At 69.4% G+C, this 23,893-nt stretch carries 22 protein-coding genes and 4 pseudogenes; 15 read left to right on the top strand and 11 right to left on the bottom strand.

Annotated features, from left to right (window positions below; genetic code table 11):
* Positions 1-232: 232 nt before the first annotated feature.
* Positions 233-736: pseudogene (locus tag OG194_RS47615) on the bottom strand (phosphorylase family protein); the annotation flags it as partial.
* A 215-nt stretch (positions 737-951) separates the two neighbouring features.
* Positions 952-1,815, bottom strand: coding sequence for a 5'-methylthioadenosine/S-adenosylhomocysteine nucleosidase (locus OG194_RS09115; RefSeq protein ID WP_327400346.1), 864 nt, complete (start codon positions 1,813-1,815; stop codon positions 952-954).
* Positions 1,816-2,634: 819 nt separating this feature from the next.
* On the opposite strand from OG194_RS09115, the pseudogene OG194_RS09120 reads away from it, so the two are divergent.
* Positions 2,635-2,832: pseudogene (locus OG194_RS09120) on the top strand (CorA family divalent cation transporter); the annotation flags it as partial.
* A 74-nt stretch (positions 2,833-2,906) separates the two neighbouring features.
* Here the strand turns inward: OG194_RS09120 and OG194_RS09125 are convergent.
* The gene (locus OG194_RS09125; protein WP_327400347.1) at positions 2,907-3,287 is read right to left on the bottom strand and encodes a winged helix-turn-helix transcriptional regulator; all 381 of its coding nucleotides are present in this window, start codon (positions 3,285-3,287) and stop codon (positions 2,907-2,909) included.
* A gap of 120 nt (positions 3,288-3,407) precedes the next feature.
* Here OG194_RS09125 and OG194_RS09130 point away from each other — a divergent pair, with 120 nt between their 5' ends.
* The 4 genes and pseudogenes from OG194_RS09130 (at position 3,408) to OG194_RS09145 (ending at position 6,774) form a co-directional block, all read left to right on the top strand.
* On the top strand, positions 3,408-4,337 hold the full coding sequence (locus OG194_RS09130) for an NADP-dependent oxidoreductase (RefSeq protein WP_327407021.1): 930 nt from the start codon (positions 3,408-3,410) through the stop codon (positions 4,335-4,337).
* Positions 4,338-4,497: 160 nt separating this feature from the next.
* Positions 4,498-5,616: pseudogene (locus OG194_RS09135) on the top strand (amidase); the annotation flags it as partial.
* A 49-nt stretch (positions 5,617-5,665) separates the two neighbouring features.
* Entirely contained in the window at positions 5,666-5,911 is a 246-nt protein-coding gene (locus tag OG194_RS09140; protein ID WP_327400348.1) for an amidase family protein, read from the top strand.
* 137 nt (positions 5,912-6,048) lie between these two features.
* Complete coding sequence (locus tag OG194_RS09145) at positions 6,049-6,774, top strand: hypothetical protein (RefSeq protein ID WP_327400349.1); 726 nt, start codon at positions 6,049-6,051, stop codon at positions 6,772-6,774.
* A 33-nt stretch (positions 6,775-6,807) separates the two neighbouring features.
* Here the strand turns inward: OG194_RS09145 and OG194_RS09150 are convergent, their stop codons facing one another.
* From OG194_RS09150 to OG194_RS09160, 3 genes are all read right to left on the bottom strand, one after another.
* Complete coding sequence (locus OG194_RS09150; RefSeq protein WP_327400350.1) at positions 6,808-8,046, bottom strand: epoxide hydrolase family protein; 1,239 nt, start codon at positions 8,044-8,046, stop codon at positions 6,808-6,810.
* 101 nt (positions 8,047-8,147) lie between these two features.
* A complete protein-coding gene (locus OG194_RS09155) occupies positions 8,148-8,606 on the bottom strand; it encodes a nuclear transport factor 2 family protein (protein WP_327400351.1) in 459 nt (152 codons plus the stop codon).
* A gap of 217 nt (positions 8,607-8,823) precedes the next feature.
* Positions 8,824-9,414, bottom strand: coding sequence for a TetR/AcrR family transcriptional regulator (locus tag OG194_RS09160; RefSeq protein ID WP_327400352.1), 591 nt, complete (start codon positions 9,412-9,414; stop codon positions 8,824-8,826).
* Positions 9,415-9,724: 310 nt separating this feature from the next.
* Here OG194_RS09160 and OG194_RS09165 point away from each other — a divergent pair, with 310 nt between their 5' ends.
* Positions 9,725-10,486 (top strand): SDR family NAD(P)-dependent oxidoreductase, encoded by a 762-nt coding sequence (locus OG194_RS09165; RefSeq protein ID WP_327400353.1) that lies wholly within the window; start codon positions 9,725-9,727, stop codon positions 10,484-10,486.
* A gap of 64 nt (positions 10,487-10,550) precedes the next feature.
* On the opposite strand, the gene OG194_RS09170 is transcribed toward OG194_RS09165, so the two are convergent.
* From OG194_RS09170 to OG194_RS09185, 4 genes are all read right to left on the bottom strand, one after another.
* Entirely contained in the window at positions 10,551-11,819 is a 1,269-nt protein-coding gene (locus tag OG194_RS09170; RefSeq protein ID WP_327400354.1) for a hypothetical protein, read from the bottom strand.
* Positions 11,816-13,204: a glycosyltransferase gene (locus OG194_RS09175; protein ID WP_327400355.1), complete on the bottom strand. Its 1,389-nt coding sequence runs from the start codon at positions 13,202-13,204 to the stop codon at positions 11,816-11,818. Before OG194_RS09175 ends, OG194_RS09170 begins: the two co-directional genes overlap by 4 nt.
* A 103-nt stretch (positions 13,205-13,307) precedes the next feature.
* Positions 13,308-13,850: a hypothetical protein gene (locus tag OG194_RS09180; RefSeq protein WP_327400356.1), complete on the bottom strand. Its 543-nt coding sequence runs from the start codon at positions 13,848-13,850 to the stop codon at positions 13,308-13,310.
* A gap of 10 nt (positions 13,851-13,860) precedes the next feature.
* Entirely contained in the window at positions 13,861-14,367 is a 507-nt protein-coding gene (locus OG194_RS09185; protein WP_327400357.1) for a SigE family RNA polymerase sigma factor, read from the bottom strand.
* Between the two features lie 144 nt (positions 14,368-14,511).
* Here OG194_RS09185 and OG194_RS09190 point away from each other — a divergent pair, with 144 nt between their 5' ends.
* From OG194_RS09190 to OG194_RS09220, 7 genes and pseudogenes are all read left to right on the top strand, one after another.
* On the top strand, positions 14,512-15,123 hold the full coding sequence (locus tag OG194_RS09190; protein WP_327400358.1) for a TetR/AcrR family transcriptional regulator: 612 nt from the start codon (positions 14,512-14,514) through the stop codon (positions 15,121-15,123).
* A 175-nt stretch (positions 15,124-15,298) separates the two neighbouring features.
* Positions 15,299-16,474, top strand: a complete 1,176-nt coding sequence (locus OG194_RS09195) for an amidohydrolase family protein (protein WP_327400359.1) — start codon at positions 15,299-15,301, stop codon at positions 16,472-16,474.
* Positions 16,475-16,517: 43 nt separating this feature from the next.
* Complete coding sequence (locus tag OG194_RS09200) at positions 16,518-17,603, top strand: NAD(P)H-dependent amine dehydrogenase family protein (protein ID WP_327400360.1); 1,086 nt, start codon at positions 16,518-16,520, stop codon at positions 17,601-17,603.
* Positions 17,604-17,650: 47 nt separating this feature from the next.
* Positions 17,651-18,073, top strand: a complete 423-nt coding sequence (locus OG194_RS09205; RefSeq protein ID WP_327400361.1) for a hypothetical protein — start codon at positions 17,651-17,653, stop codon at positions 18,071-18,073.
* The gene (locus tag OG194_RS09210) at positions 18,070-18,858 is read left to right on the top strand and encodes an SDR family NAD(P)-dependent oxidoreductase (RefSeq protein ID WP_327400362.1); all 789 of its coding nucleotides are present in this window, start codon (positions 18,070-18,072) and stop codon (positions 18,856-18,858) included. Before OG194_RS09205 ends, OG194_RS09210 begins: the two co-directional genes overlap by 4 nt.
* An 81-nt stretch (positions 18,859-18,939) precedes the next feature.
* On the top strand, positions 18,940-19,494 hold the full coding sequence (locus OG194_RS09215; RefSeq protein ID WP_327400363.1) for a hypothetical protein: 555 nt from the start codon (positions 18,940-18,942) through the stop codon (positions 19,492-19,494).
* Between the two features lie 78 nt (positions 19,495-19,572).
* Positions 19,573-19,725, top strand: a pseudogene (locus OG194_RS09220) (helix-turn-helix domain-containing protein); the annotation flags it as partial.
* Positions 19,726-19,728: 3 nt separating this feature from the next.
* Here OG194_RS09220 and OG194_RS09225 read toward each other — a convergent pair.
* Positions 19,729-21,336, bottom strand: a complete 1,608-nt coding sequence (locus OG194_RS09225) for a purple acid phosphatase family protein (protein WP_327400364.1) — start codon at positions 21,334-21,336, stop codon at positions 19,729-19,731.
* A 346-nt stretch (positions 21,337-21,682) separates the two neighbouring features.
* Between OG194_RS09225 and OG194_RS09230 the strand changes: the two genes are divergently transcribed.
* Both OG194_RS09230 and lysA read left to right on the top strand, forming a co-directional pair.
* The gene (locus tag OG194_RS09230) at positions 21,683-22,216 is read left to right on the top strand and encodes a universal stress protein (protein ID WP_327400365.1); all 534 of its coding nucleotides are present in this window, start codon (positions 21,683-21,685) and stop codon (positions 22,214-22,216) included.
* Positions 22,217-22,479: 263 nt separating this feature from the next.
* Positions 22,480-23,817: a diaminopimelate decarboxylase gene (gene lysA, locus OG194_RS09235; protein WP_327400366.1), complete on the top strand. Its 1,338-nt coding sequence runs from the start codon at positions 22,480-22,482 to the stop codon at positions 23,815-23,817.
* Positions 23,818-23,893: the final 76 nt, after the last annotated feature.

Here is a 23,893-nt window from a genome sequence, read left to right on the forward strand (position 1 = left end):
CCTTGCCCTCCACCGAACCGTAAACAGTGGCACCGCTGAAATCGATGTGATCCCCAAGGTATGAGAGCCCCTGCGCCCGATTCCGATCGCTGATCTCCCGCCGACGGGCTGAGGGGTGAGTTCGGCAAGGGTCGCAGCGGCAGCGGCCGCAGCGTTCGCGGCGGCTTGAATACGGATTCCGGAAGGCTCGGCGGCCATTTTTGACCAGCGAGGTCGGTGATGCTGCGAATCGTCAAGGTCTCCAATCCTCTAATGAGATGGGGCGGCGCAGGTCACGCCTGTGCTCGCCAACTCGATGGCCACCGCATCCCGGCGAGTGACTTCGGCCCCCAACCTCTCCTTTTCGACACTCATGTAGCGTGGTGCCGCGCCGTTGACGGCGACGACCGGCGCGAGGTGCACCGTCGCACCACCGAGCAGTAGATCTGAACTGCGGCGCAACGCCGCCCGAGCCGCCTGCTCCAGGCGATGCGAGGCGGGAAGGCCATCGGGTGCATGCGATGAGGTAGGTACCTGGGCTGCCGCTGTGATGGCTGTACACCTTGGTGGCGACGACAACATCGCCCAATTTCACACGGCCTTTGAGACCTCCCGCGAAGCCGACGAAGAGCAGCGCCTGGGGGTGTAGCCAGGTGGCAGCCTGTTCGACGAACATACGCGCCTCCGGGTTCCTCACCCCCATTTCCGCCAGAGCCACCTCCCATGGAGTGCCGGGCAGAGTGCCGGTGTCGAACCACGTCCCCGATGGATGCTCACGCTTACGCGTATCCCGTGAGCAGGGACCGAACCGCCTCGTACTCTTGCGGCTGGCTGGTGGGGATCACCGCGGTGGGCTTCGGTTCGCTCAGTGTCACTGCCCCTCCTCACCTCGACGGTCCTATTCGGCACGGGGTCTGTGGACTCAGTGCGGTTGTGGCACCGCAAGTCTGGTCGGTGCGGGGCGACCACTCGTCAGAGCTGCGGTGGCGGTGGGTAGTTATGCACCACTTTGCCCGTCACCGGACCGTAGTTGACACTGTGACGATTGTCGTAGTGATCGCCGCCGTAGTGAGCTTGCGGTTCCATCGCCGCCGGGCCGGGGAGGACTGTGGCACCGATGGGCTCCAGTTTGTGGAGGGTCGCGATGGCCGCCTCGGCGGCGTTCGCGGCCGCGCGGGGTTGGGAGCCGGAGACATCGGCCTCGTTCTTGAGGCCATTGGCCAGATCGCTGATGCCGCGGATGATGATGGCGTCCACTCGACCGCTGAGGTGGGCAGCGTGAACGACCCCGTTGGCCTCCATCTCCACGGCCACGGCGTCGTTGTAATGCTTCCTGATGTGTGCGGCAATCGTGGAGGCTTCGTCGTCCAGGACGATATCTCCGGCAGCGATCGGCTTGAAGTGGGCCTTGCTGCCCAGGGCGTCGAAGGCAGCCTCTTCCAAGCGGTGGCTGGCGTGCCAAGCGTCGGGACGAACCAGGAAACCCTCCGGCGTCTGCTTACCGCCCTGGTAGGCGTGCACTTTGGTGGCCACCACGACGTCACCGAGACCAACGTCTTTCTTGAGTGAGCCGGCGACGCCGACGAAGATCACGGCTTGCGGACGCAACCAGGTGATCACCCGTTCCGTGAGTACAGCCGCGTTCAGCGCCTTCTCGCCGCTCCGGACGAGTCCGACATACCAGGGTGTGCCCTCAAGCTGCCCGACTTTGACGCGCGTACCACTTTCATGCACATACGTACGAAGATCCCCAAGACGACTGTGAACGGCCTCGTACTCCAGCGGAAGCGCGGTCAGAATGGCAACGATGGGGTCGGGAACTGGAGTATCAGGCACAGCGTCAGCCTCGCTTCGGTGAGAGGACTTCCGTGGCTTTGACGGTAGAGCATGCAGATGTCGGGAGATGCTCTCTTCCTCCAAGTCATCTCCAAGGTAGGCACGTTGAAGAAGGGGTAGTGCCAGTCGATCGAAGCATCATGTACCAGCCCTCCTCTACCGACATCCCGGACCCTCAAGGCCAGGCTGAACCGCGACTACCGGTGGTTCGCTACATCCAGCAGTAGAGATCAAGACCATGTCAGGTGGCGCCCTCGTCGACCAGCGACTGGAACTTGGAGAGCGGATCCTTGTCCGTCCAGGCTTTTCCACCACTGGTGGGGGTGATGGCGGGGTTGAGTCAGAAGACGGACGACGCCTAAGACCCCGGGCCAGCAGGGCTGTTGTTGATGATGGGGTAGGGCGCGGGGCCCCTCTCGAGCCCGTCATCAAGGCGCGGCGGCATCTAGATGTATTGATTTGCAGGGTACGGAGTTTAACGACCGGCAAGTCGCCAGCGGCGATGAAGCGGTAGACGGTACAGCGGTCGACGTCCAGGACAGCGGCGACAGCGGGAATGGACAGTGGGCGGGCAGGCATGGGGAAGTCCTTGGCGGTGCAGGTGGGGTGGGGCGGGATGGGGCCCGGAGGCGGTATCGGGTGGGGGCACCGCCTCTCCCTCAGGTGGCTCGCTGGGGAGAATCTGGGGAGTGTGGGCGGCGCTGGGGAGCCCGTGGGGAGAATCAGCCGCGTAACGCGGTATGCCGCTGAAAGGCGCGGAAAGAGCCATCCGTACAGGTCAGCGGCGACTGATGCCGCATCACCGCAGGTCAACACCCTCAGGTAGACAACTTCAAGAAGATCTCGTCCTGGGCCGCCATCCTGTTCGCTCCGACGCTCGTCGGCACGATCTACGGCATGAACTTCGATCGGATGCCGGAGTTGCACTGGGCACTCGGGTATCCCTTCGCGATCCTCCTGATGGCGGTCGTATGCAGCAGTCTGTACATCATCTTCAAGCGGAAGGACTGGCTCTGAGTGGTCGGTGCGTGAGGCGCCGCCCTGGACCCCGCGCTTGACCCCGCGCTTGACCGCGGGCACCGGCGGGGGTCTCAGTCGCCAGGGGTGACCGGCCCGGGGGCGGCGTCGAGTGCGTCGAGGACCGCGTCGCCGTTTGCCCTCGCCCACTCGGTCAGCGTGTGGATCGGGTCGAGCAATGTCGCGCCGAGCGGGGTGAGTTCGTACTCGACGCGGGGTGGTACCTCGGCGTAGGCGTGGCGGTGGACGAGTCCGTGGGACTCCAGTCGGCGGAGGGTCTGGGTGAGCATCTTGCGGGAGATGCCGCCGATCAGGTCGATCAACTCGCCATGGCGCACCGGGCCCTTGCTGAGGGCGTAGAGCACGACCGCCGTCCACTTGTCGGCGATCAGCTCGACCGTCAGACGCGCCGGGCAGTCGGCGAGAAAGGGATCGCCGGGACCGAAACCGCTCATGACGCCAAGGTACCTGCTGAGGTACCTGTCGGTTCCTATCGGAAACCTAGCCTGGGTGCTCTCCCTCCTTTCCCGTCCAAAGCCAGGAGAGTCATGCCAGTCGTGCCAGTCAGTCGAGTCATGCGCGTCATCACCCAGCACACGCTCGGCGGTCCTGAAGTGCTCACCGTCGTGGACGCGCCCGAGCCCCGGGCCCTTCCGACCGAGGTTCTCGTCCGCGTCAGGGCGATCGGACTGAACCCGTTGGAGGCGCGGCTGCGGGCCGGCGAGTTCCCGCTGATCGGGCGGCCGCCGTTCGTCCTCGGCTGGGACATCAGCGGCGTGGTCGAACAGGCGCCGGGGACATGGCGGTTCAGGCCCGGTGACGAGGTGTTCGGGATGCCGCTGTTCCCCCGGGCGGCGAACGCGTACGCCGAGGTCGTGGCGGCGCCGGCGTTGCACCTGGCCCGCAAGCCGGTGTCGCTCTCGCATGTCGAGGCGTCGGCGCTCCCGGTCGTCGGGCTGACGGCGTGGCAGGGGCTCGTCGACCTCGGTGGTGTGCGCGAGGGCGACCGTGTCCTGGTCCACGGCGGTGGTGGCGGGGTCGGCCATGTCGCGATCCAGATCGCGAAAGCGCTCGGCGCGTACGTGGTCGCGACCGCCGGAAAGAGCAAGCGGACGTTCGTCGAGGGGCTCGGCGCCGACGAGGTGATCGACTACACGGCGGTCGACTTCGCCGGCGCCGTCCGTGACATCGACCTCGTGCTCGACACGATCGGCGGCGACACCGTCGAGCGGTCGCTCCAAGTGCTGCGCCCTGGTGGTCACTTGGTGACGGCCGTCGCCGAGGACGATCCGAAGCTGATCGCCGAGTACGAGGCGGCCGGCATGCGTTTCAGCGGTATCGCGGTCGACCCCGATCCGGTTGCCCTGCGCGGTCTCGTCGAACTCGTCGAACAGGGCAGGCTCCGGGTCCACGTGCAGGAGACGTTCCCGTTCGAGCGCGTCGCCGACGCGCACCGGCTGCTCGACGCCGGTCACCTCCAGGGCAAGCTCGTCCTCACCGTCTGATCCGTTCAGGTCATGGGGCCACCTCGCGTGAGCCAGGCATCACTGACCAGCCGGCGGGCGGAGCGAGCGGTGGCGGCCGGTGGAGGTGAGTTGCTCGGCGGCGAGAATCACTGGCGGTCCGGCGGCTCGCATGATCGTGGCGTGGGCGGAGGGAGGCCGGATGGGTGCCGTCGGGATCGGCTGGCTGGACGCGACCGCGTTGGCGGAGTTGATCCGTACGCGCCAGGTCTCCGCGGTGGACGTGGCGCGGGAGTGTCTGGAGCGCATCGACAGGATCGGCTCCCGGCTCAACTCCATCGTCACGGTCCTGGCCGATCAGGCGCTCGCCGCCGCCCGCGCGGCCGATGAGGCGGTGGTGGGCGGTGGCTCACTCGGTCCGTTCCACGGTGTGCCGTTCACGGTGTAGGACTCGCTCGACGTGGCGGGGGCACGGACCACACGCGGGTCCGCGCTGTTCCGGGACCGGGTCGCCACGGCGGACGCGACGGCCGTAGCGCGCATGCGAGCGGCCGGCGTCCTTGTCCTGGCCAAGACGAATCTGCCCGAGTTCTCCTACTGGACCGAGACGGACAACCTCCTCGTCGGGCGGGCGGACAACCCGTGGGACCCGGAGCGGACCCCGGGTGGTTCCAGCGGGGGTGAGTCGGCCGTGATCGCCGTGGGCCTGTCGCCGCTGGGGTTGGGCAGTGACGTGGCGATCTCGGTGCGCGGCCCGGCCCACGACACCGGCATCGTCGCGCTGGAGGCCACCCGCGGCCGGATACCGGGCACCGGGCACTGGCCGGACGTACCCCGCCGGTGCTGGCACGTCGGGCCGATGGCCCGCAGCGTGCGCGACATCGCGACCGCGCTGCGCGTCCTGTCCGGACCCGACGGTGTCGACGGCCATGTACGGCACTCGCCGCCCCTTGCCGACAGAACATCGGGCTTGGTGGCGGGACTTCGGGTGGGCTGGGCGTGTGAGCCCGCCTTCGGACCGATCGATCCTGACGTGACCGCCACCGTCGCGGCAGCGGCCAACGCTCTGCGGGATCTGGGCTGTGTGGTCGAGCCGGCCCCTCCGCGAGGGCTGGAGTCGATCGACGCGACCGCGCTGAGCACCGTGCTCTTCACCGCCGAAGTCGTGCCGTGCCTCAGGGAGGTGGCGGCCGGCCGCGAGTCCGAACTGCACCCGATGACCCGCCGCACCCTGAAGGCGGCAGACGTGGCACTCGCCGACCTCCTCAACGCGCAGCAGCGGGTCGCCGAGCTCAGCGCCCTGTTCGCGGGCTACTTCCAGCAGTACGACGTGCTGTTGTGCCCGGTGTGCCCGGTTCCCGCTCCGCGCCATGCCCAGTCCGGTTTCGACGTCGCGGGAGTACGAGTGCCCGCACGCGGCATCATGCGGGGCCACGGTTCCGTTCAACCTCACCGGGCTGCCGGCCCTGTCCCTGCCGTTCGGGGTCAGCACCGAGGGCCTGCCCATCGGCGTACAACTCGTCTCCCGCTGGTACGACGAGGCGACGATCCTGCGCGTGGGAGCGGCCCTGGAGTCGGTCAGCCCGGTGCGCGACCGGCACCCTGACATGGGGTGATCCCACGCCTCAGGCCATGGGGCAGTCTGCCCACCAGCGCACAGCGGAGGACGCGCGCCCCGCTCGCACTCCAACACTCCCTTACCGGTCGGACAAAGCGCTGATACTACGGACACCTGCACGAGGGGGGGACGAAAGTGACACGCACCGACACAGGCTCCGACGACGGCACCACGGGCAACGAACCGCAGGGTGAGGACGACAAGAGCAACAACAGGACCAAGATCGCGATCGCGTCCATCGGCGCACTGGCGGCCGTGGCCGCAGCAGCCGCCGGAGCCTGGTTCACTCATGACGGTGACGCCAAGGAGACATCGGCCGGCTCTTCGGTCTCCGCGCCCGCCTCCACACCCCTCTCGACCGCGGCCGACGACCCCTGCGACCTGAAACGGCTCGCCGACTCCTGGAATCAGCCGCCGTCCCAGCGCTACAACGAGACGCTCTTCGCGAACCACGACGCGCCGCTCGTCTACACCCAGGTGGGCGGCCCGGCGAGAAGCCCCGAGATCAGCGTCAAGGGGCAGATGAGCCTCAACATCCCGGCAGGCCAGGTCCTCTACCTCGTCACCCGGCCCGACCCCGATTCGAAGGACGAGTTCGGACACCCGGGCAACGGCCGTTTCTATCCGGGCACGCCCGTCAGCCCCACATCCGGCGGTTGCTGGGAGGACGACAACCACTCGGTCGGCTACATCGGTGTCGAGGGAATCAGCGAGACCTACCTGCTGGTCCTCGTCGGTTCCGACCAGGCCGCGAAGTTCCCGGCCGCCCGCGAGGCGAAGGACTGGGACGGATACAGCGCGGAGGACTGGCGGGCGCTCACCAAGATCGACGTCATGAACTTCCACGTCTCAACGGCCTAGTCCCGGAGAGGAGTTGCCACCCGTTCCGTGAGGTCAGCGCGCCCTACGGAAGGTCTCGCGGACGTCGCCGACGTAGGCCTCGGGGTTTTCGTAGTGCCCGAAGTGGCCGCCCTTGTGGTGGGCGTTGACGTTGATCGCGTTGAACGTGGCGCGGGTCGGGCCGTTCTCGAAGGCGGCGACGCGTTCTTCGACGGTGGTGACGCCGGGCGGGTAGACGTCGCCGAGCAGGAAGGTGAAGCCGGCCGGCGGTTCGACCACGGGGTGGCGGTCGTGCAGCGGGGTCCAGGGGTGGCGGATCGTGTTGCGGTACATGCGGATGGACGTGCCGATGGACTGGGTGACCCAGAAGACGGTGGCCTGGGTGAGGACGAAGTCGCGGGAGAAGACGGCGTCGAAGTCGTTGTTCTTGTCGCTCCACTTCTTCCAGCGTTGCAGCAGCCAGGCGAGCATGCCGATCGGGGAGTCGTTCAGGCCGTGGGTGAGCGTCGACGCGTCGAGCATGTGGACGGCGACGTGGGAGGCGTAGGTGGCATGCAACTTGAGAATGTCCGCGCGCAGTTCGGGCGAGGCGTCCGCCGGGATCGGCGCACCCGCGGTGAGGTCCCAGAAGCGGTCGTGCTGGAACATGCCCGGGAGCAGATCGTGGCCGTAGTGCAGGGCGATGATGCTGTCGCCGTACTTGTGGCCGAGCGCGCTGTTGACCAGGGCGCCGTAGTCGCTGCCCAGTGACCCGTACCTGTCGTGGCCCAGGACGTCGGTCATGAGCTGGTGGAGGATGTCGGCGATCTTCCAGTAGTTGAGGTCGCCGCGGGTGACGGGGGTGGACCACGCAAAGCCGGGCAGGGTCGGCACGATGACGTCGAACGCGTCGGCCGGGTCGCCCCCGTGAGCGGCGGGGTCCGCCAGCGGGTCGATGAGCGGGTAGCTGAACTCGCCCGGCCACGGCCAGCCGTGCAGGATCAGCAGCGGGGTCGGGTTCGGGCCCTTGCCGGGCTTGCGGACGAAGTGGACGGGAGTGCCGTCGATCTCCACCTTGTACTGCTCGTAGCCGTTCAGCCGCTTCTCCGCCGCACGCCAGTCGAAACCGTCGGCCCAGTACTCGACCAACGGCTTGAGGTAGGCCGTACTCAGGCCGTAGTACTCCTCCTCGTTGTCCAGGTCGTCGAAGAAACGGGTCGCCCTGAGGCGCACCGCGAGGTCGTCCAGGACGTCCTGTCCCACATCGATCGTGAACCGTTCCGGAGAACGGCTGCCGCTGCTGTTGTCACTCATGCGTCCATTGCTCTCTCGTGAGGTGAGGTGAGGTGAGGTGAGGTGAGGTGGGGTGAGGTGGGGTGAGGTGGGGTGAGGTGGGCATTGGCGGATTCGGCGGGTCAGTGGGTGAAGTCGAGGCGCAGCCGGGTCTGCTTCAGCTCGGCGATGTACCAGGAGCCGTCCACCTTGACGAACCGTGCGTGGTAGTGGCCGTAGCCGTGCATGCCCTTGAAGGGGAACTCCTCGTTGACCGCCGCGCTTTCGGGGCGGGTGATGATGTCCTCCATCGCCCACACGCCATGGGCCGAGGTCGCCGAGTCCACGTCGATCTCGTCCGAGAACAGGTGGTGGACCAGGACATCGTCGGGACCGCCGCTCGCGCCGACGGTCCTCGCGATCTCCTCGCGACCCTCCATACGCAGCCACACCGACCCGTCGGGCTTGTGCGGGGTGAAGGTGCCGTCCGGCGTGAACGTGGCGGCCAGGTCCTGCCAGCGATGGTGGTCCGCGGAGTAGACGTAACGGGCCATCAGGCGACGGAGATCCTCGATGACGCCGAGACGCTCGACAGCGTTCATGGGCGGTCACTTTCCCTTTGGTCTCAGGGGTGTTGAGGGGCTTTGAGGCCGCGCGCTTCCCGCCGGCAAGCGCGACGCCGGTCGACGAGGCCAGCACGGATCAGTCGCAGCCGAAGACCAAGACCCGATGGCCGAAGCCGCCGAAGGCCGAAGCCCTGCGTGGACCGGACAGTCCAACAGTGCGCGCCCGAAAAAGGACTGTCAAGTCCAGTCTTGGTTATGAAGTCGACGCCGCGGACCTCATCGGCTCGATCGCGGCCGTGAGAGCGGCCTCCAGACAGTCGATGCGATCCGTCATCTGCAGGAGCACCACGCCACCCTGAACAGCCGCCAGAACACTCCTCGCGCAGCCGACCGCCATCCCGCGGTCGGGAAGCAGCGCCCCCGTGCCGCGCAGCAGAGCCGCTTCCCACGTGGCGAACAGATCCGAGACCACGGTTCGCGCCACGGGGGAGGATTTACCGAGCTCGGAGGTGAGGCTCCCCAGCGGGCAGCGGCGCCCCAACTCGCCGTAGTGGCACAGCACCGCCTCGCGCCACGCCTGCCAGGACTCCCAGGTCGTCAGGTCGTCCAGATAGGGCCGCTGCACCTCCAGCACCTGGTCGGCCTCGCGCCGGGCCACGGCCACGAGCATGTCGATCCGGCCGTCCGGGAAGTAGTGGAAGAGCTGACTCTTGCTCGTCGACGTCGCCGCCCGTACGTCGTCCAGGGTCGTCTCCGCCGCGCCCTTCTCCCGGATCAGCAGAGCGGCCGCGACCACGATGCGGTGCCGCGTGGCCATGCCTTTGGCGGTCATACCTCGGTTCATGCACCCATCATCCCATCTCGCTGGACTCGGAGGTCCAGTCAGCGGAAGGATCGGGATGCCGATCCAGCGCGCCACCAGCCCGAACTCGCCGAGTGCCGCACCCGACCGCCGCGACTCCCCCCACCACACTCTCGACCACCCCGCCGTATTCCCCAATCTGGACTTGCAAGTCCAATCTTTCCACCCTACGGTGGCACCCGCGCCCTGGCTGTCAGGGCAGCCCCCGCCCTGCCTGCCGAAGGCGATCCGCCTGTTCGGCCGCGCGGGTTCATCGCGGAGCGCCAAGCGGGATCAAGCAACGGAGTGGATGATGTCGATGCGCCTTGAGGGCAAGACCGCCCTGGTCACGGGGGCGACCAGCAACATCGGGCGAGCGATCGCGGAGGCCTTCGCTCGCGAGGGTGCGTATGTCGCCGTCTCCGGGCGCAGCCCCGAGCGGGGCAAGGAGGTCGTCGCCGGGATCCGCGCACGCGGTGGCCGTGCCGAGTTCGTGCGGGCCGACCTGGACGGCAGCGCCGCCGCCTCGCGGACGCTGGCCCAGGAGGCGACGCGGATCCTCGGCGGCCGTATCGACGTCCTGGTCAACAACGCCGGCATCTACCCCAGCGCCACCACGGCAGCCACCGACGAGAAGACCTTCGACCAGGTCTACGCCGTGAACGTGAAGGCCCCGTTCTTCCTGACCGCGGCCGTCGCCCCCGCCATGGTGGAGGCCGGCGGCGGGGTGATCATCAACCTCGGTTCCTGGATCGCGCGGCTGGGCATTCCCAGCGCCCTCTACAGTTCCACCAAGGGAGCCGTGGAGACGCTGACCCGGGCCTGGGCGGCGGAGTTCGGGCCGCAGGGGGTACGCGTGAACGCGATCTCCCCGGGCGTGGTGCTGGCGCCGGCGCCAGGGGAGAGCCACCCGGCCGAGATCATGATGCAGGGCACCCCCGCGGGCCGGATGGGCACCCCGGACGAGGTCGCGAACGCCGCCGTGTACCTGGCCGGCGACGATTCCTCGTTCGTGCACGGCATCGTGCTCGATGTCGACGGCGGCCGTACCACCGCTGCGGTCATCGCCAAATGACGCTACCCAACACCTTTGACAGAAAGGGCAGTTGACCCTCGCGGAGCAGTCACCGAGCGCACCCCTACGGCACCCCCGCCTCGAACAGCACATACCCGGCATACGACCCCGACGCCAGCGCCGCGATCCCCAACAGCAGGCACAGTACGGGCAGTTGGAGGGTGCGGAGCTTGACGGCCAGCGGGATGAAGAGGGGGAAGCACGGGAGGAGATAGCGGGAGACGTTGCCGAAGATCTGCTGGCTGCCCAGGACCAGGGCGAGGGTGAGCAGGGTGTAGACGGTCAGGACGGCCGGTGGGCGCAGACGGATCAGGAGGGGGATCAGAAGTGCGGCCAGCAGGACGACGGCCACGCCGATGGTGTCCTCGAAGGGGAACGCGGACAGGTAGTCGAAGTGGCCGACCGCCACGGAGCCGAAGACGTCGACGGTGTGCTTGCCGTAGTCGAAGCTGTGCGCCCAGGCGCCGCTCTGGAGCTTGAAGTAGCCTGCCAGATCGCCCATTTCATTGCCGACCCAGAGGAGGTAACCGATCAGGCCGAGCGGTGCGATCGCCATCGCGATCCATGGGCCCGCGAGGTTCTCCCGGCGGCGGTGGAGCGTTTGCAGGGCGGCGACCGCGAGGGCGGCGATGAGCGCAACGGCCGTCGGGCGGTTGAGGCCGGCGGCGAAGGTGAGGACGCCCGCCGTGAGCCAGCGGTCGGTCATCACCGCGTAGCAGGCCCAGACGGCGAGGGCGATGTAGAGGGACTCCGAGTACGCCGACCACTCCATGCCGGAGCCGGGCCAGACCGCCCAGAGCCCGGCCGCCGCCAACCCGGCTCGCCTGCCCCCGAACCGGGCCGTCACGGCGTAGATGCCGAGCGCCGCCGCGAACGACGCCACGACCGAGACCAGCATCCCGGAGCCGTACAGACCCAGGCCCGTGACGTCGGAGACCAGTCGCATCGTCGCCGGGTAGAGCGGGAAGAAGGCCGCCGAGTTGCCTTCGAGGGTGATCAGGCCTGTGGCGCCGGGGACTTGGACCAGCGCGGGGTGGTAGCCGTGTGCGGCGATCTGCTGGTACCACCAGCCGTCCCACGTCGCGAGTACGTCCCAGGCGTGGGCGCCGCCGCCGAAGCGCGGGTTCCTCGTCCGGAAGCCGCCGTCGGAGTCCAGCAGGTACATGAACACGGAGAAGCCGATGAGCTTCAGCGCGCCGTACAGCGCGAGCACCGGGCCGTAGTGGCGGGCCGTGCGGCGCAGGAACTCGCCAACGTCCTTGTGTGGAGCGGCCGTTGAGGTTTCCGGGGAGGTCTTGGAGACGGGCTGGGCAAGCGTCGTCGTATCGCTCATATCGTCGTCTCCTTCGTCGTCTCCTTCACTGACTCCTCCGCTGACTCCTCCGCTGACTCCTCCGCTGACTCCTCCGCTGACTCCTCCGCCGTCGCCTCCGCTGACTCCTCCGGCTCGCCGCGACGCCTGGCCGGGAACACCCAGGCCCGGAAGAGCAGGAACCGTACGAGAGTTGCGGCCAGGTTCGCGGCGACCAGGACGCCAACCTCCGTGGTGCGCGGGGGTGTCGGGGTCGCGTGGTGCAGGACGGCCAGGGAGCCGCTGGTGAGGGCGAGGCCGACCGTGAAGACCAGGAGGCCCTGGGCCTGGTGGCGGAGGGCGCCGGCTCGGCCGCGCAGTCCGAAGGTCAGGCGGCGGTTCGCGGCCGTGTTGGCGAGGGCGCAGAGCAGCAGGGCGAGTGCGTTGGCGGCCTGGCCGCCCGTCGCCGGGCGCAACGCGACGTACAGCAGGACGTATCCGATCGAACTCACCGCTCCTACGGCGGCGAAGCGCAGGAGTTGGGCGGCCAGGCCGGTCGAGTGCGAGCCGTCGGCGGCGGACCGGCGCAGTCCCGCCGTCGGGAGCGTGCCGCGGGCCAACTCCCGCCCTATGCGGGCGATTCCGCGCAGGTCGGCCAGTGCCGTGGCGAGGATGTCGACCCGACTGTCGGGGTCGTCCACCCAGTCGACCGGTACTTCGTGGATGCGCAGTCCGGCGCGTTCGGCGATCACCAGCAACTCGGTGTCGAAGAACCACCCCGAGTCCTTCACCAGGGGCAGCAGCCGCTCGGCGACATCACGCCGCACCGCCTTGAAACCGCACTGCGCGTCGGAGAAGCCGACGGCGAGGGTGGACCTCAACAGGGCGTTGTAGCAACGGGAGATGGCCTCCCGCTTGGGGCCGCGCACCACCCGGGAGCCACGGGCCAGGCGGGTGCCGATCGCGATGTCGGAATGGCCGGAGATCAGCGGGGCGACCAGCGGGAGGAGGGCCGCGAGGTCGGTCGACAGGTCGACGTCGACGTAGGCGAGCACGGGTGCGCGTGATCCGGACCAGGCCGTCCGCAGGGCCCGGCCCCGACCCTTCTCGGCGAGCCTCAGCCACTCCAACTCAGGTAGTTCGGCCGCCAGTTGGGCTGCTATGCGCGGGGTCTCGTCCGTGCTGGCGTTGTCCGCAACGGTGATGCGGAACGGGTACGGGAACGTCTCCGACAGGTGTGCGTGCAGCCGCCGTACGCTCGGTTCGAGGTCCTTCTCCTCGTTGAACACGGGGACGACCACGTCGAGGACCGGCTCGCGGTGGTGTGCCGACACCGGTGTACGGAGCGGCAGTTGACTCGCCGAATCCGTCTGGCTCGTCGCACCCGTCTGGCTCGTCGAACCTGTCTGGCTCGTCAGTATTGTCATGCTCTGTCCTGGTCTGTGCGCTGCCGCAGGGCGTGCGGGATCGCCTGCGGGCGCCATGCCGCAGCTGGGGCTTACGGGTTGGGGTGGTCCCGGGCGGGACGGGTCAGCCGGAGCCGGTCGGGCCCACGGTCGCGGACGACTCCGTTGCCGACTCCGTCGCCGGCGATGTCGTGGTCGAACTCGTCGAAGTGCCGTGCCCCGCGGACGTGTTGGCCGTCCCCGTACTGGAGGGTGGCGGGGCCGTGTCGGTCGTGGTCGGGTCGGAGGACGAGGTGGTCGAACCTCCGCTGGGGGTCGAGGTCGGCGTGGTGGGCGGCAGGGTGGTCCGGGTGGGGGTCGGGCTCGTGGTGGCGCTCGGGGGCGTGTCCGGTGTGCGGCTCGGGGTCGCGGTCGGGAGCGTCGGGGTCATGGCGGGTCCGGGCAGGGGGGCCTGCGGTCTGTCGTCCACCCGGTCGTGGGGCAGCAGGAAGAAGCCGAGGCCGATTCCGGCGACGGCCAGGGCGGAGCCAACCGCCTTCTGTGCCACGCGAACCCGGCGTTTGGCCCGTACCCCGGAACGGAGACGGGTCTGGTGCCTCGGCTCGAAGGGGGTCGCCTCCTCGGCGTCGCGCATCATCCGCGCGAGCTCCCGCTCGAAGTGGTCCATCAACTCCCCCTCATCCCACCGGTTCGATGACATCGCCGAGGATCCGGCGCAGCCGCGCCACGCCCCGTGACGCATGGGACCGGGCGGTGCCGACCGGACACCCCAGCACTTCGGCGACCTGCCTGTCGGGCAGGTCCTGGTAGTAGCGCAGGACCACGGCGGCCCGTTGCGCGGACGGCAGTTGGGCCAGTGCCGCCTCCAGCCGCGAGCGCTCCGCCACCACGGCGGACACGTCCCCGGCCTCCGCCCGGTCGGGCAGTTGCTCGACGGGGCGCTCACCCCACCAGCGCCGCCGCGCCGAGCGGGCCGCCGCCCGGGCCAGGATCTTGCGGACGTACGGCTCCGGTGCCTCCTCCGCGATTTTCGGCCAGGCGAACCAGAGCTTGACCATGGCCTCCTGAAGCAGGTCCTCGGCGCGGTGCCGATCGCCTCCCACGAGCAGACAGGCCAGATGGAACAACGCCGACCAGCGCGCTGCCACGAACCCGTCGAACCCGTCGGCCCGACTCTGTTCCATCCGTACCGTCCACCGTCCCCGTTTCGGGCAAGCCCCTTACACAGAGAGAAAGGCCGTGGACCCCGTACCGCGCTGCACTTCAATGCTGTGATCCGGGTTACATCGCGCTCCGGGCGGCGACGGCGGCCCCCGTACCCTGACTCGATGACGACGAACGAGGGCCCGCGGCCGAAAACGCGAGAGCGCATCCTCGATGCCGCGATGGACGTGTTCGCCGAGCAGGGCTTCGGCGGCGCCACCATCAGCGAGGTGGAGCGGCGGGTCGGCCTGGCCGTGGGGAAGGGCAGCCTGTACCGGCATTTCCCCTCGAAAGAAGCCCTGCTGGAGGCGGCCGTCGAGCGGGAGGTCACACGACTGCGGGCCGAGACGACACAGGCCCGCGCGGAGCTGCCGCCGGTGGCCGATCCGGCCGAGCAGCGACTCCAGGTGTACGAGCAGATGCTTCAGGACCTCCGTCGTTTCGACCGGCTGGTTCGACTGATGCTCAACGAGGGCGAACGCGTCCCGGAGTTGCGCAAGGCGATCTGGGCCGCGCTGCACCAACCGGTGGAGGGGCTGCCGCACGAGGGCGACACCGTGGAGGCCATCGCCGTGGCGGCGCTCGGCGGCTACCACCTGCTCTCCCGGATGCAGGGCCGGCCGTTCAACGGCGTGGCACAGGAGCAGTTCCTGCGGACCCTGGTGGAGATCACCGAGGCGGGACGTACGTCGACGACCGCATCGACCGCCGCACCGACAGCCGCACCGACGGGATAGTCACAGCCTCGCTCCCCCACCACACCCACGCAAGGGTGTCCTTGCACATCCGCAAGGACACCCTTGCATTTTGTGTGCGCGCGTCGTTACCGTGTGCGTCGCAGGCGACATCCGCAGCGCGAGTTCCGCGCCCCGAGCCGGGAGATACGCCGTGACCCCAACCCTGACCTCAGCCGTGTCCGAATCGGACACTGTCGAGCAGCTCAAGATCTGTGACGTCGACTCGCACGTCCTCGAACCCCCCGACCTCTGGACCGCGCGGATGTCGAAGAAGTGGGGCGACAACGTGCCCCACATCAGGCGGACCGGCGACCGGGACACCTGGTTCATCGGTGACCTACGGCTGGGCACCGCCGTCGGCGGGCAGGCGCAGGCCGGGTGGCCGGAGCCGTATCCCGCGAGCCCGCTCGTCTACGCCGACGCCGACCCCGGCGCGTGGCAGGCCGAGCCCCGCCTCGGCTGGCTGGACCGGCACGGGATCCACTCGCAGGTGCTGTACCCGAACATGATCGCCTTCCACACGGGCGCGATCCTGTCGCTGGAGCCGCGACTCCGGCTGGAGATCATCCAGACGTACAACGACTTCCTGAGCGAGTTCAGTTCGACGGCCCCGGACCGGCTCATCCCGCTCGCCAACCTTCCCTGGTGGGACATCGAGGCGAGCGTCGCCGAACTCGAACGCTGCCACGCGCTGGGCCACAAGGGCCTCAACTTCGGCTGGCAGTTCGAGAAGTGCGGTCTGCCGCCGCTGCGTTCGGCGGAGTGGGAGCCGCTGCTCAAGACCGTCGAGGAGATGGGCTGGCCCGTCAACTTCCACGTGGCCTTCAACGAGAGCTTCGCCGAGGACCAGGGGGTCGTGGCCGCGGGCGCGGCACCCGTCGTCGACACGCTCGCCCTCACGGCGGCCTCCGCCGGGGCGTTCCTGTCGAACGCCCGCTGCATCTCGGAGCTGATCCTGGGCCGGATCTGCGAGCGCTACCCGACCTTGAAGTTCGTCTCGGTGGAGAGCGGCATCGGCTACGTCCCGTTCCTGCTCGACGCCCTCGACTGGCAGTGGAACAGCCTCTCGACGCACCGCGACCACCCGGAGATGCTCCTGCCGTCGGAGTACTTCAGGCGGCAGATCTACGCCACCTTCTGGTTCGACCCGCATGTCGGTCCGCCGGCGGAGCTGTATCCCGACAACTTCATGTTCGAGACGGACTACCCGCACTCGACGAGCCTCTCGCCCGCGCCGAACATCGACATCAAGGGTCCCCGCGAGACGATCCGCGACAATCTGCTGCATCTCCCAACAGACCTGGTGAGCAAGCTCGTTCACGGAAACGCCGCCCGCGTCTACAACCTCTGATCCACGGCACCGAGCCGGCCGAGCCGCTTTCGAGGGAGCCGCAATGCCGAACGACAAGCCAGTACCGGGCCGGACCTACCGCGTCGTCCAGTGGGCCGCGGGCCGGATGGGAACGAAGGCCATCCGCGCCGTCGTCGACCATCCGGACCTCGAACTGGTCGGCCTCTACGTCCACTCCGAGGAGAAGAAGGGCAAGGACGCCGGCGTACTGGCGGGGATCGCCCCGCTCGGCATCCCCGCCGTGCGCGATGTCGAGGACGTCGTGTCCCTGGAGCCCGACTGCGTGCTCTACATGCAGGAGGGCTTCGAACTCGACGACGTGACACGGCTGTTGAGCAGCGGGATCAACATCATCACCACCCGCAACGAGTTCTTCTACGGCCCGGCGATGGACCCGGCGATCCGGGAGCGCGTCGAGGATGCCTGTGCGCGGGGCGGCGCGTCGATCCACGCGACCGGGAGCAGTCCCGGCTTCAGTACGACGACGATGCCGTTGACGCTCGTCCACGCGATGCGGCGGCTCGACGAACTCACCATCGACGAGTACGCCGACATCCCGGCCTCGGTGGGGCCCGAGATGATCACCCAGGTGATGGGGTTCGGTACGCCGGTCGGCCAGGACGAGATGGACCCGCGGCTGTTGCGGGGCACCACGGTGGGTTTCGAGCAGTCGCTCACCGCGTTGGCCGACGCGATCGGCCTGCCGCTCGAAGGCTTCGACGTGCGTGGGGAGTTCGCGCGCGCCACCGAGCCGGTCACGCTCTCGGACGGGTCCGTCATCGAGAAGGGCACGATGGCCGCGCAGCGGATCACGGTCGCCGGGCTGCGCGACGGCAGGCCGTTCCTCACCTTCCGGTCGCACTGGTTCTGCACCCAGCATCTCGACAAGGACTGGAACATCGGCGGCGAGGGCTGGCTGTTCACCGCGAAGGGCGACGCGCCCATGCGGGCCCGCGTCAGCTTCGGCCGGACCGACGAGGAGTACTCGCAGCACCTCGCGGGATACACCGCGCACCCGGCGGTGAACTCGGTCCCGAACGTCGTGGAGGCCGAGCCCGGCATCCGTACGGTCTTCGATCTGCGGCCCGTGCTCCCCCATCTCGGGACGACGGGGCCAACCGGCTTGTGAATGTGGGCTGTTGACGATCGCTGACTCAAGGAGGAGTCGTAGTGCGCGTGCTCATCACAGGGATCGACGGGCAAGGCCGTTCGCACGTGGCCGAGGAGAGGCAGCCGACCGGGACGGCGTTCGAAGGGGCCGGCATCACCGTGACACCGGCGGCCGCGACGGAGTCGAGTCCGCCCCCGCCCCGGCCGCCGGGCCATGGCCATCTGGTCGCCGTGGGCGCCGAACCCGGCACCGCCCGCTGGAACTTCATCGAGTTTCCGGCCGGGTCGAAGACGGAACTGCACCACACCGACAGCGTGGACTACGACGTCGTACTCGAAGGGAGCGTCAACCTGCTGCTGGACGACGGGCCGCACCGGCTCGACGCGGGCGACGCCGTCGTCGTGAACGGAGTCGACCACGGCTGGCAGACCGAGGAGTCCGGCTGCCGCATGAGCGTGGTCGTCATCGCCACTCCCCCACTCATATGAGGGGGCGGCCCGAGTTCGCGGAGAAGGTCGTGATCGTCACGGGCGGCGCCGGTGGCATCGGGCGGGCGACGGCCGAGCGGTTCGTGGCCGAGGGCGCGCGCGTGGTGGTCGCCGATGTGGACGCGGAGGCCGGCGCCTCCGTCGCCCAATCCCTCGGCGACCGCGCTGCGTTCCGGCGCACCGATGTCACCGACGCCCAACAGGTCGGCGAACTCGTGGAGTTCACGGTGGACCGCTTCGGCGGGCTCCACGTGATGTGCAACAACGCCGGTGTGTCGGGAAGCCTGCGCCGGTTCCTCGACGACGACCTGCGCGACTTCCAACGGGTCGTGTCCGTCGACCTGTTCGGGGTCATGCTCGGCAGCCGGTACGCCGCCCTGCACATGGTCGGGCACGGCGGTGGCGTGATCGTCAACGTGGCGTCGGCGGCCGGCATCGACCCGGGTACCGGGATGCTCCCGTACCGGGCCGCCAAGGCCGGGGTCGCGCACTTCACGAGGTGTCTCGCGGTGGAACTCGGTGAGCACGGGGTGCGGGCGAACTGCGTCGCGCCCGCCAACATCGCGACCGAGATCAACGCCGCGTTCGACAAGGCCGCGGTGACCCGGCTGCAACCCCTGGCGCGCCAGGGGCGCCCCGCCGACGTGGCCGAGGCGGTGCTCTACCTCGCCGGGGACCGGGCCGCTCAGCTCACCGGTGTCGTCCTGCCGGTCGACGGAGGCATGTCGACCGGTACGCCCGCCTCGCGGGTCCGCGCACCGGCTGGTCAAGACTCCGTCATGTGAAAACCCGCGGGTGAGAAGGGGGAGGATCCGCCGACGTACTAAGGGAGCAAGCAGACGCGACTCCCGACGAAGGGCACTTCCTTGATCCCGCGACGCATCCTCCTGAGCCTCGTCGCAGGGCTCGCCTCCACGCTGCTGCTGGGGGCGTGCGGTTCCTCGAACGACGCCGGAACCGGCGACGCCGCCTCCGTGACCCCGGCCGCGTCGGATCCCGCGATCTCCACACCGGTCGCCACACCACCGACCGCCGGCGCAAGTTCTGGTGACGGAACCACGACCACCGCCCTGACGGCCAAGGCGATGAACGGCTTGGGCACCGTGGTCACCGACAACAACGGAAAGACCCTCTACCGCTTCGACAAGGACGAGCCGTCCCCCTCCAAGTGGACGTGCAAGGACGCCTGCACGATGACATGGATCCCCGTCATCGCGCAGGACTCCGTACAGACGTCGGGAGTCGAGAAGAGCCTTCTCGGCACGGTGCACCGCAACGGGCAGCCGCAACTCACCCTCGCCGGCTGGCCGTTGTACCGGTACGTCGGCGACACGACGGCCGGAGAGGCGAACGGCCAGGGCAAGGACGGCGAGTGGTACGCCGTCGCCCCGTCCGGACAGAAGGCCGCGACGACGGGCTGATCCCGGTCCCTGTGGGTGCCCTCAGTCCTTGTAGCGGGGACGACCAGTGGTGCGCCGACCGTGGTTGTGCAGGATCATCGCGGGGCGGCGGCCCTGCACGTCCACCGGAACACCGTGCGGCACCGTCCGGCACGGCTCGCCGAACTGCTCGATGTGGACCTACAGGACCCCGGCGTGCGGATGGAACTCTGGTTCGCCCTGCACTGGTTGCCGGACGAGGACCGCTCCTAGGACCTAGCGGTGGCCGTCGGAACGCTTGCGGTGGAGGGTGAAGTTCTCGAACACCGACAGGTCGCCGTTCGGCTTGTTCACGTTGTAGTAGGTCACGTGCATGCGGGTGGTGTCGCCGGCGTGCCGGCCCGGGTCGACGGTGAACGCGGCGAAGCCGTAGGGGTGTTCGGTGTCCCGGACGCCGATCCAGACCGCCTCCTCCTGTGTGTACGTGGAGGTGCGCTTGCCGTTGGAGCCGGGGGTGGCCGAGACGGACGTGATCACCTTGCCGGTGCCGTCCTTGAAGAAGCTCTGGTTCGTGGTGCCCGAGACTCCGCCGCCGCCGAGGATCATGTGCACGGTGCCGAGGCCGGTGTCGATGTTGTCGGTGGCCGTGGAGACCGGGTTGGGGGTCAGCGTCTCGGTGCCGCTGACGACTCCGCGGACGGCCAGCGAGCGCTCGTAGTTGTGCTCGTGGCCGCACAGCACCAGGTCGACGCCGTAGCGGTCGAAGAGGGGGCCGTACTTCTGGCGCAGGCCGAGGTCGGCGCCGTTCGCGTCGGTGGAGCTGACCATGACCTGGTGCATGGCGACGACGATCCAGTCGGTGTCGCGCGAGGCCCGGGCCGCCTTCAACTCCTTCTCCAGGAAGGCGAGTTGGCGTCCGCCGGAGTAGCCGCTGATGTAGACGTCGCCGCCGTCCTGGAGGCAGTTGTCGTCGTTCTGAAGCACGATGACCCGGACCGAGCCGGCCGTGAACGCGTAGTAGAGGCCCGCGAGTTCGGCGTCGGTCTCGGTGGACGGGAGGGCGAAGTAGGTCTGGTAGGCGCCGAGTCCGATCGGGCCGTTGGCCTTCTCGATCTCGTGGTTGCCGGCCGCCGGCATCCAGGGGCGGAAGCGGGCCGAACGGGTGTTGTTGGTGAAGAAGTTGTTCCAGGTGCGCACCCGGTCGACGTCGAGGTTGGCGTAGCAGAGGTCGCCGTTGAGGAGGTGGAAGAGCGGGGCGACCTGCTCGATGCCGGTGACGATGTCCTTCGTGGCGGGGGTGGAGTTCGCGTCGAGCCCGACCGTGCCGTTGGCGGCCCAGGTGACCTGCGGGGCGGACTGGTCGCCGAAGCTGGTGAAGGTGAGCGGCTTGCGGCCGTGCGGCGCGGTGCGGAACGTGCCGCTGTCGGGCGTCGCGCCCTCGTGGGTGGCGAGGTAGAGGTAGTCGGTGTCCGGGGTGAGCCGGTTCAGCGCGGCGTGGTGGACGTAGACGGTGCGGCTGGAGGTGCCGTCGACGTAGGTGACGGTGCGGGCCTTGGCGCTGGAGCCGAAGCCGTGCTCCAGCGTGCCGTAGCGCACGACGGGTCTGTTCACCGGTTTGTCGGTGATCCACGAGACGTTCATCTGGGTGCGCGGGTCGGCGCCGAAGGTGAGGTGCAGGCCCTGGACCGGGGAGGTCCCGGAGGAGTCCGCGGTGAGGTGGAATGCCGGGGCGTCGAGCGGGGCGGCCTGCGCCGTGCCTGCTCCCAGCAAGGGGGTGACGGCCGCGCCGGCGCCGGCCGTACCGAGGAGACCCAGCGCGTGACGTCGGCTGACCCCCTCGGACGACTGCGTCGACTCGTCCGGTGTCTCGGTCTGTGTGGTCATGGTGCCCTCCCTGGCGAGCAGTTGAGCTGACAACGTCCGCACATTGGCGCTTCCCGGCGGCCCCCGAGTGAACAGTGCGTTGCCAGACGGTCATTGCGGCCCGAGGGGCGGGCGCCGGGGCCGATTCTTGCCCGGCGCTTTGCCAGAGACCGCCCCTTCGTTGACACGGCCGGTCGGCCGGACGGGAGTCGGGGAGCCGTTTCCGGCCATCGCCGGCACCGCGTCACGGGCGCGTCAAGAATCGGCCCCCCAGCGTCAGACGGGCGCCAACACGGCGGTACGTCCGCTCTCTTCGGCCTTTCGATGGGACACGCAGACGTGTGTGTACGCCGAGGAGTGAGCGTCGATGAGCAGTGACGGACGGGCACGTGCCGTGGTCGGAGTGAGCGGTTCGCCGGGCAGTCTGGCGGCGCTGCACCGGGCGGTGCGGGAGGCCCGTCGCACCGGTGCCGAGCTGCTGGCGGTCCTCGCGTGGGAGCCGCCCGGCGGTGAACTCGCCCACGGGCGCTCGATGTTGGCGCCCCCGGTGTCCCATCTCCGACGCGACGCGGCCGACCGGCTCCTCGCCGTGCTCGACGCGGCCTTCGGCGAGCCGGGTCCCGGGGTCCCGTTCCAGGGCCTGGTCGTCCGGGGTACGGCGGGCCGCGCCCTGGTGGAGACCGCCGACCGCCCCGACGATCTCCTGGTCATCGGCGCCGGACCGCGCGGACCGCTGCGCGCCCTGTTCCCGTCCGTCGCCCGCTACTGCGTCACCCACGCCGCGTGCCCGGTCCTGACGGTGCCGCCGTCTCCCCTGGAGGGCGAGCTGGCCGCCCTGCACCGCCGTATCTCACTGGGGCGGGCGGTGGACGCGCGGGAGCTGACGGAGGGCGGGGGCTGACCGGCCGGCCGCCCGCGCCCCTGGACCGCATCCGGCTCTCCGAACCCGCGCTGCGCGCCCTCGCCGCACCGCTCGGCGTCACGGCGCTCACCGTCGACCCGCAGTTCTCCGCCCCCGCCGCCGACCGTACGGCGGCCGCCGAGCGGGAGCGGACGAACTCCTGGCGCCGCTGGCATCCCCAGCACGTCGGTGCCCTGCGCGTGACCGGCGCCGCCGCCGTCGTCGCGTGCCTGAACCTGCTGATCGGCTGAGGAGACCCACCCATGTCCATCCTGGACGCCCCCGTTGTACCGGCCGCCGACAGCCACGACCTGTCCGTCTGGCCCGGCTCCACCCGCCCCGCCCCCACCGGCGACCTGACCGTCGGCGGTGTCTCGCTCGCCGAGGCGGCCGACCGTTTCGGCACCCCCGTCTACGTCCTCGACGAGCAGGAGGTCCGCGACCGCTGCCGGACGTACCGCACGGCGTTCCCGGACGCCGATGTCGTCTACGCGGCCAAGGCGTTCCTGTGCCGGGCGATGGCCCACTGGGTGCGGGAGGAGGGGCTCGGCCTCGACGTCTGCTCGGCCGGTGAACTCGCGCTGGCCGTCACCACCGGTTTCCCGCCGGAGCGGATCGTGCTGCACGGCAACGCCAAGAGCCCGGAGGACCTGCGCACCGCGCTCCGCCTCGGGGTCGGCCGGATCGTCGTCGACAGCACCTCGGAGATCGCCCGGCTGGCCGCGATCACACCCGCCGACAGCCGCCAGAAGGTGATGGTGCGGGTGGTGCCGGGCGTCGCGGCCGGCGCCCACGTCAAGGTGCGCACCGGCACCGACGACCAGAAGTTCGGCCTGTCCATCACCGACGGCTCCGCGCAGCACGCGGTGACCCGCATCCTCGACCAGCCGCACCTCGAACTCGTGGGCCTGCACTGCCACATCGGCTCGCAGATCGCGACCACGAAGCCGTACGTCGCCGCGGTTCGGCGCATGGTCGGGCTGTTGGCCCGCGTCCGCGACCAACACGGCGTCACGCTCCCGCAGTTGGACATCGGCGGCGGGCACGCCATCGCCTACCGCCCCGGCGAGGAACGCCTCGACATCCCGGTCCTCGCGGGCCGGGTCCGCGCCGAACTGGAGGACGGCTGCGCCCGCGCGGGGCTGCGCGTGCCCCGGCTCACCCTCGAACCGGGCCGTGCGATCGTCGGCCCCGCCGGGGTCGCCGTGTACCGGGTGTTGGCCGTGAAGCGCACCGGCGCCCGCACGTTCGTCGCGGTCGACGGCGGCATGAGCGACAACCCGAGGCCCGCGCTCTACGGCGTGCGCTACGCACCCCGGCTCATCGGCCGCCCGGCGACCGTGCCGCCCCGCCCGGTCACCGTCGTGGGCCGGCACTGCGAGGCGGGCGACATCCTCGCGGACGAGGTGGCGCTCCCCGGCGACGTACGCCCCGGCGACCTCCTCGCCGTACCGGCGGCGGGCGCGTACCACCTGTCCATGGCGTCCGGTTACAACCTCGTCGGCCGCCCGCCGGTCGTCGCGGTGGCCGACGGCATCGCGCGGGTGCTGGTCCGCCGTGAGTCGCTGGACGACATGAACCGCAGGGACATCGGGCTGTAGTCCCTGGCAGGGAGGGCGGGACGGCGCCGGGGCACTGGTCTAGACCGCGCGGAGAGGTTAAGGTCACAGCCACGTC

This window comes from Streptomyces sp. NBC_01288, assembly GCF_035982055.1.
Lineage (GTDB): Bacteria > Actinomycetota > Actinomycetes > Streptomycetales > Streptomycetaceae > Streptomyces.

Excerpts from the sequence above, each read along its gene's own strand:
- OG194_RS09125 (WP_327400347.1), bottom strand. The coding sequence starts at position 3,287 with ATGAGCGGTTTCGGTCCCGGCGATCCCTTTCTCGCCGACTGCCCGGCG.
- OG194_RS09130 (WP_327407021.1), top strand. The coding sequence starts at position 3,408 with ATGCGCGTCATCACCCAGCACACGCTCGGCGGTCCTGAAGTGCTCACC.
- OG194_RS09140 (WP_327400348.1), top strand. The coding sequence starts at position 5,666 with ATGCCCAGTCCGGTTTCGACGTCGCGGGAGTACGAGTGCCCGCACGCG.
- OG194_RS09150 (WP_327400350.1), bottom strand. The coding sequence starts at position 8,046 with ATGAGTGACAACAGCAGCGGCAGCCGTTCTCCGGAACGGTTCACGATC.
- OG194_RS09155 (WP_327400351.1), bottom strand. The coding sequence starts at position 8,606 with ATGAACGCTGTCGAGCGTCTCGGCGTCATCGAGGATCTCCGTCGCCTG.
- OG194_RS09160 (WP_327400352.1), bottom strand. The coding sequence starts at position 9,414 with ATGAACCGAGGTATGACCGCCAAAGGCATGGCCACGCGGCACCGCATC.
- OG194_RS09165 (WP_327400353.1), top strand. The coding sequence starts at position 9,725 with ATGTCGATGCGCCTTGAGGGCAAGACCGCCCTGGTCACGGGGGCGACC.
- OG194_RS09170 (WP_327400354.1), bottom strand. The coding sequence starts at position 11,819 with ATGAGCGATACGACGACGCTTGCCCAGCCCGTCTCCAAGACCTCCCCG.
- OG194_RS09175 (WP_327400355.1), bottom strand. The coding sequence starts at position 13,204 with ATGACAATACTGACGAGCCAGACAGGTTCGACGAGCCAGACGGGTGCG.
- OG194_RS09180 (WP_327400356.1), bottom strand. The coding sequence starts at position 13,850 with ATGGACCACTTCGAGCGGGAGCTCGCGCGGATGATGCGCGACGCCGAG.
- OG194_RS09185 (WP_327400357.1), bottom strand. The coding sequence starts at position 14,367 with ATGGAACAGAGTCGGGCCGACGGGTTCGACGGGTTCGTGGCAGCGCGC.
- OG194_RS09190 (WP_327400358.1), top strand. The coding sequence starts at position 14,512 with ATGACGACGAACGAGGGCCCGCGGCCGAAAACGCGAGAGCGCATCCTC.
- OG194_RS09200 (WP_327400360.1), top strand. The coding sequence starts at position 16,518 with ATGCCGAACGACAAGCCAGTACCGGGCCGGACCTACCGCGTCGTCCAG.
- OG194_RS09210 (WP_327400362.1), top strand. The coding sequence starts at position 18,070 with ATGAGGGGGCGGCCCGAGTTCGCGGAGAAGGTCGTGATCGTCACGGGC.
- OG194_RS09225 (WP_327400364.1), bottom strand. The coding sequence starts at position 21,336 with ATGACCACACAGACCGAGACACCGGACGAGTCGACGCAGTCGTCCGAG.
- OG194_RS09230 (WP_327400365.1), top strand. The coding sequence starts at position 21,683 with ATGAGCAGTGACGGACGGGCACGTGCCGTGGTCGGAGTGAGCGGTTCG.
- lysA (WP_327400366.1), top strand. The coding sequence starts at position 22,480 with ATGTCCATCCTGGACGCCCCCGTTGTACCGGCCGCCGACAGCCACGAC.